The organism is Chloroflexus sp. MS-G (genome assembly GCF_000735195.1).
GTDB lineage: Bacteria > Chloroflexota > Chloroflexia > Chloroflexales > Chloroflexaceae > Chloroflexus.
In genome coordinates this window covers 22,651-28,764 of sequence record NZ_JPIM01000062.1, presented here as the reverse complement: position 1 = coordinate 28,764, position 6,114 = coordinate 22,651, and the positions used below count along the sequence as shown (strand labels likewise).

5 protein-coding genes are annotated in these 6,114 nt (G+C 54.7%); 4 read left to right on the top strand and 1 reads right to left on the bottom strand.

Features of this window, described 5'->3' with window-relative positions; genetic code table 11:
• Positions 1–1,644 (bottom strand): histidine kinase N-terminal 7TM domain-containing protein (locus JE47_RS0112285; protein WP_031460048.1); only part of this gene is annotated, 1,644 nt, incomplete at its 3' end.
• A gap of 739 nt (positions 1,645–2,383) precedes the next feature.
• On the opposite strand from JE47_RS0112285, the gene JE47_RS0112280 reads away from it, so the two are divergent.
• From JE47_RS0112280 to JE47_RS0112265, 4 genes are read left to right on the top strand one after another with little or no spacing between them, the layout of a single operon-like run.
• Positions 2,384–3,301, top strand: a complete 918-nt coding sequence (locus tag JE47_RS0112280) for a metal ABC transporter solute-binding protein, Zn/Mn family (protein WP_031460047.1) — start codon at positions 2,384–2,386, stop codon at positions 3,299–3,301.
• 13 nt (positions 3,302–3,314) lie between these two features.
• Positions 3,315–4,091 carry a metal ABC transporter ATP-binding protein gene (locus JE47_RS0112275; RefSeq protein WP_031460046.1) on the top strand — a complete coding sequence of 259 codons (777 nt, stop codon included), beginning with the start codon at positions 3,315–3,317 and terminating at the stop codon, positions 4,089–4,091.
• 20 nt (positions 4,092–4,111) lie between these two features.
• On the top strand, positions 4,112–4,987 hold the full coding sequence (locus JE47_RS0112270; protein ID WP_031460045.1) for a metal ABC transporter permease: 876 nt from the start codon (positions 4,112–4,114) through the stop codon (positions 4,985–4,987).
• 12 nt (positions 4,988–4,999) lie between these two features.
• Complete coding sequence (locus JE47_RS0112265; RefSeq protein WP_031460044.1) at positions 5,000–6,103, top strand: metal ABC transporter permease; 1,104 nt, start codon at positions 5,000–5,002, stop codon at positions 6,101–6,103.
• Positions 6,104–6,114: the final 11 nt, after the last annotated feature.

The following is a 6,114-nucleotide window of genomic DNA, read 5'->3' as shown; positions in this document are numbered from 1 at the left end:
GGTGTAGCCAAGAATAGAAGTAAGCGGGGTGCGTAGTTCATGGCTCACGGTTGCCAGGAAACCGGTTTTGAGTCGGTCGGCGCGTTGCACCTGTTCGTACAGGCGAATGCGGATCAGCGCATCGGTAATCAATTCGCCAATTGCGGTGACCAGTTCGGCCAGCACTGGTGTCATACTCTTCGCTTCACTTGAGGCCAGACCTAAAATGCCGGTCGCATTCTGGTCGTGACGTAGTGGCGCCAGTAACAGCGAGCGGATGCCCTCCTGGTGGAGACCGATGGTCAGTGGGTCATCAACCGTGAGTTCATCGGTATTGATCAGTTCTGGTTGCCCTTGCTGAATGCGTTCAATCAGTCTCGCTGCGGCCGTGCCACTTATGACCTGGTCTTGTAATCGCCCAACACCGGTAGGCGTATAATCAATCTTGATGCTAATACGCTGCCCTTCTTCGATCAAGCCAATTGCGACCCGTTGCCAGTGCCCTTCTTGCACGATGATGCGGGCAATCGTTGTCAGCAGTGAGGATGTTTCCTGAGCAGTATTGGCACTGCGGGCGATGTTGTTGATCAGACGCAAGGCGGCAATATGACGGGCGCGCTCCTGTTCGACGCGGATTCGCTCACTGACGTCACGTATTAACAGCAGCGATCCGGTTGTGATACCGGCTGCTGATTGTAATGGACGGATTCTTACTTCAATAGCCTGATGACCACTCTCACAGATCAGTGGTCGGCCAGAGGTCGTCACTGAAGTATTGAGCAGGCGGCGCAGATCGTGTTCAAACGGAGAATGAGTAACCAGTTGGGCCAGCGAACGGCCAATCCAGCGCTCGCCGTGGATGCCGAGCAGACGAGGGGCATGCTGGTTGATTTCGGCAACCAGCCCGCGACTGTCAAGGACGATTAATCCATCGGGGAGACCGGCAATCACTTCGCGTTCAGCCAGAGGGGCAAGATCGAACAGTTGATAACGCATCGTGGTAAACATTGCCAGGGCTGCCGAAATAAACAGCAGGATCGGCGTAGGATCATCATTCCACGATCCGATGATACCACTGAGAAACACAACATTGCCAAGTGCTGGAATGAGGGCAGCAATAAGCATCAATCGAGCATGGTACCGATGAACCGGTGGTGCCTGAGCAGAAGCACGGGCCAGAATAGCGATCCCGATGATGAGACAAACGTAGGCATAGATGCTGTGCATCCAGAAGACCGGTCCTCGCGTCACTGAAATCCAGAAGAATGGACGTGAAGTGTCGGGTGTGACCGTTGACCACCAGAGGTTGTGCAGGTTATTGGTCAGCGCGAAGAGTAGTGCAATCAGTTCAGGGATAAAAATGCCACGCCGAATCCAGCGCGGGACACGCCACCATTCACCAGAGTATGCGAGTGCAATCAGCAACCAACACGGCCCGATGAGAACAATGCCCATGTTTTGCAACAATGACCAGAACAGGGTTCCTTCAAATGTGGTGTCGGCGATACTCAGGGCATGGCAAAGATTCCACCAGGCAATCGCCGCCAACAAGAGCGTAAACGGGCGCCCGCCACGATAGTAACGTCGTTTCCACATAACAATTGCCAGCCCGCCAGAAATGATTGCCGGAATGAGATAGATCATAACGAAAGGGAGCGCCGCCATGGGTAAACTCCTGGTGCGTCAGTAATTTCATATAATACATCGAAGCTCTGCAAAGAATCAGTCATCTTTATATGGTAACCATGGCTTGTGGAGTCGTGGTGGCGCAACGCACTGTACCGCTCAAGGATACATCGATTATTTTACTCTAGCATATTGAACGAAGAAATAACCCTGCCTTGCAAATCTTCACCGTCTGCTTCCAGAACCTGATCGGAAACTCGTGTTTTTGATCAGGCGCTCAGCAGAGGCATCGCCAGAATGGTGAGGGGAACGTTGGCGAGCAACCGGCGCCCTCACCACCCTCTGCCCCCTCCTCTCCCACACGGGGCGAGGAGAGGAGGACGGAGCGTGACTGGCGCGAAAGCATGGCGGTCCCCCCTTCACGCAATGGGCGCACGGGTACGGGAGGTGCCCAATGAGAAAACTGGGTTTTTGTTCAGCCTCTCAGAGAAGAGCGAAGTGAGTGCGTATAAAGATACTTCCCGTTCCGACGCTAATCTACCGCCAAACCTCTGTTTTCTCGCCGATCATCCTCGTCGGCGCATTGGAGAGGGGCTGCCAAATCCGCCCGCACGGTGTGTTCTAAGACAAACGCGAGAACAATTATCATTAGCGCCGCGTTAACCTTTCTGGTTTCGCGCAACAGAGTTTGTTGGATCGGCGCTATATGCAATCTTGACAGTTTAACAAAAATCTGCTATTTTAGGTTTGGCTAAAAAATATTTTAGTAGGTATAAATATGCAATTTCGTACTGTCCTGGTAGGCATTGTTCTGTTCGTCCTGACCGCCTGCGCTACTCCGGTCACTGATGGTCGTTTGCGAGTAGTTGCTACAACCGGTCAGATCAGTGATGCGGTGCGGGCGATAGCCGGTGATCGGGTGCTGTTGCGTACTCTGCTGGGGCCTGGGATCGACCCTCATACCTATATTGCGACAGAAAGCGATCTGTTCGCTTTGCAAGAGGCAAATCTCATCTTGTACAACGGGCTTCATCTGGAAGCCGGCCTTTCACGGGTATTTGAGAATATTCATCGTCGAGGGTATGTGCGAGCGGTTGCTGTTGCCGAAGCGGTACCTCAACACTTGCTGCTCGAATGGCCCGATCATGATAAAGCGTATGATCCGCACGTCTGGCACGATCCGCAGCGCTGGCGCTATGCAGTCATTGCGATCCGTGATGCCCTCATCGCGGTTGATCCGGCGGGAAGTGAAATCTATCAACAGCGTAGTGAGCGCTATCTCGCCGACTTGCAAGCACTTGATCGCGAACTACGTATGATGGCCGAGCGTATTCCGCCTGAACGTCGGATTTTGGTTACTGCTCACGATGCTTTTCGGTATTTCGGGCAGGCATACGGCTTGCGGGTAGAAGCAGTGCAGGGGATCAGTACCGCGACGGAAGCCAGTGCGTCTACGATTCGGGCACTAACTGAGTTGGTCGTTACGAATCGTATTCCGGCCATCTTTGTTGAGACGAGTGTTTCACCACGCACGATAGAAGCGGTGCAGAACGCTGCTCGCGCTGTTGGCCATGAGGTGCGGGTGGGTGGTGCACTCTACTCCGACTCGCTGGGTGAACCTGATGGGCCGGCCGGTACCTATTTCGGGATGATGCGGCACAATATGCAGACAATAGTCGAGGCCTTAACGTCGTAGGATGGAGGTTGTGATGGAAATCGCAGTGGATATTCAGGATTTGACAGTGGCGTATGGCGATAAACCTGTCTTGTGGGATGTTGATCTGCAAGTGCCACGAGGGGTATTGATGGCCATCATTGGCCCGAACGGCGCCGGCAAGACAACATTACTCAAATCGACGCTGGGGCTTGTCAAACCGGCGGCAGGCAGTGTACGGATTTTTGGGAAACCGTATGAACAGCAGCGCCATTTGATCGCTTACGTTCCGCAACGCAGTAGCGTTGATTGGGATTTCCCAACAACCGTGCTCGATGTTGTGCTAATGGGACGTTATGGTCATCTCGGTTGGTTACGTCGCCCAGGTCGTGCCGAGCGTGCAGCAGCGCTAGCTGCGCTTGAACAGGTGCAGTTGGCCGACTTCGCCCACCGCCAGATCGGTCAGCTCTCTGGAGGTCAGCAGCAGCGTGTGTTTTTAGCCCGTGCGCTGGCGCAGGATGCCGAGATTTACTTTATGGACGAGCCGTTTCAGGGGGTTGATGCGGTCACCGAACGCGCCATCATCAATATCTTGCGTGATTTGCGGGCTGCCGGTAAGACGGTTGTGGTCGTTCACCATGATTTGCAGACGGTGACCGAATATTTCGATCAGGTTGCACTGATCAATGTGCGTCGGATCGCCGCTGGGCCGGTGCATGATGTTTTTACCGAAGCAAACCTGCGCGCAACGTATGGTGGTCGGCTTGCGCTGCTTGAGACGAGTCGGGTTGCAGCTCCTGCTTCGTCGGCTGCTCCGGCGCCAGGTGATTAATGGGCTGGCGGAGGTGACCAATGGAGCTGTTTGCCGATTATACTTTGCGCACAGTGACGATTGGTGCGATGCTCCTGGGAGCGATCAGTGGTTTTCTTGGCTGTTTCGCTGTGCTGCGTCGTCAAGCTCTCCTCGGTGATGCGATGTCACACGCAGCACTGCCCGGTATTGCACTGGCGTTTCTGCTTACCGGTCAGCGCGATCCGTTTATCTTGTTCGTTGGCGCCGCTAGCGCTGCTTTGCTGGCGGCACTCTGGCTACTCGTTGTGGTACGTACCACACGGATCAAGGATGATGCAGCATTGGCGCTGATCTTGGCCGTCTTTTTTGGTTTTGGCCTGGTGTTACTCTCGTATCTGCAACGGCAACCGAATGCAGCACAGGCTGGTTTGAAGAGTTTTCTGTTTGGACAGGCGGCTGCACTGATTGAACGTGATTTGTGGGCAATGCTGGCCGTTGGGGTTCCGGCCCTCGCCCTCGTGCTGATCTTCTGGCCGCAGGTAAAGTTGGTCACTTTCGATCCCGACTTTGCCCGTAGCATCGGTCTACCGGTGCGTGGGTTTGATGTGTTACTGAACGTTGTGATGGTGGCCGCTATTGTGATTGGAATCCAGACTGTCGGGGTTGTGTTAATGAGCGCGATGCTGGTTGCGCCGGCGGTAGCTGCCCGACAATGGACGAACCGGCTCGAAACGATGGTGGTGCTGGCAGCGGGTTTCGGTGCACTGGCAGCAATGGCTGGCGCCTGGCTGAGTACCCTCGGTGAGGGGTTGGCAACCGGCCCGCTGATTGTTTTGATGATGAGTCTGGTAACGGTTCTTTCACTAGTGTTTGCACCTGGACGCGGTCTACTATGGCGTAATCTTCGTCGCCGACAGGTTCTTCAGGCCAGTTAAGCGAGGAACACGATGAGTCCCCAACTTGAAGTCCAGTTGATTGCGGTCATCGTTGCCACTACCTGCACGCTCCCCGGTGTCTTTCTGGTCTTGCGCCGAATGGCAATGCTCAGTGACGCTATCAGCCATACGGTCTTACTCGGTATTGTACTGGCTTACCTGATTAGCAATTCCCTAACTTCGCCACTGCTCTTTATCGGTGCGGTTGCGATGGGTGTGATAACGGTGTGGTTGGTCGAACTGGTCAGCGGTAGCCGATTGGTGCATGAAGACTCTGCGATTGGCCTGGTCTTTCCGGCACTCTTCGCGCTGGCAGTGCTGCTTATCTCACGCTTTGCCGGGAATGTGCACCTCGACACCGATAGCGTCTTGCTCGGCGAACTCGCGTTTGCGCCGTTTGACCGCATTGTGTTCTTTGGCCTTGATCTGCCGCGAGCACTGGTTGGTGGTATCGGTACGCTCATTCTCAATCTGACACTGCTGCTTCTCTTCTACAAAGAGTTGAAGCTGGTCACGTTCGATCCGGCACTGGCCGCCACCCTTGGCTTCACGCCGACCCTGATCCACTATGGTTTGATGACCAGCGTCTCGCTCACTGCGGTAACGGCCTTTGATGCGGTTGGTTCTGTGTTGGTCGTTGCCCTGATGATCGCCCCACCCGCCACGGCCTATCTTCTGACCGACCGCCTCCCCCGTATGATTGTCCTCAGTGTCGCGATTGGTATTGCTGCTGCGCTCAGTGGCTACTGGCTGGCCCGTCTCTTCGATGTCTCGATTGCCGGGATGATGGCTACGATGACCGGTGTTGCCTTTTTAGGCGCCTTTCTTTTTGCACCACGGCGAGGAATTGTTGCGCAAGTTCGTCAGCAGCAGATTAATCGTGAACGGTTTGCGCTGCAAATGCTGACCCTCCATTTACTCAATCACGAGGGCACCGGCAACGCCGGGGTTGAGTGTCACCCTCATCACCTGATCGAAGAGTTGCGTTGGCCGGCATCATTTGCTGTGACCATTGTGCGACGAGCCGAACAGAAAGGATTGGTGCAGCGCCAGGGTGAATTACTCATCTTGACCGAGCAGGGTCGGCAGTTTGCGGATGCGGCGATAGTGGCTTAGCGCTCCTAACC

Bases quoted from the DNA above. Each gene is read 5' to 3' on its own strand.
- JE47_RS0112280 (WP_031460047.1), top strand. From the start codon at position 2,384: ATGCAATTTCGTACTGTCCTGGTAGGCATTGTTCTGTTCGTCCTGACC.
- JE47_RS0112275 (WP_031460046.1), top strand. From the start codon at position 3,315: ATGGAAATCGCAGTGGATATTCAGGATTTGACAGTGGCGTATGGCGAT.
- JE47_RS0112270 (WP_031460045.1), top strand. From the start codon at position 4,112: ATGGAGCTGTTTGCCGATTATACTTTGCGCACAGTGACGATTGGTGCG.
- JE47_RS0112265 (WP_031460044.1), top strand. From the start codon at position 5,000: ATGAGTCCCCAACTTGAAGTCCAGTTGATTGCGGTCATCGTTGCCACT.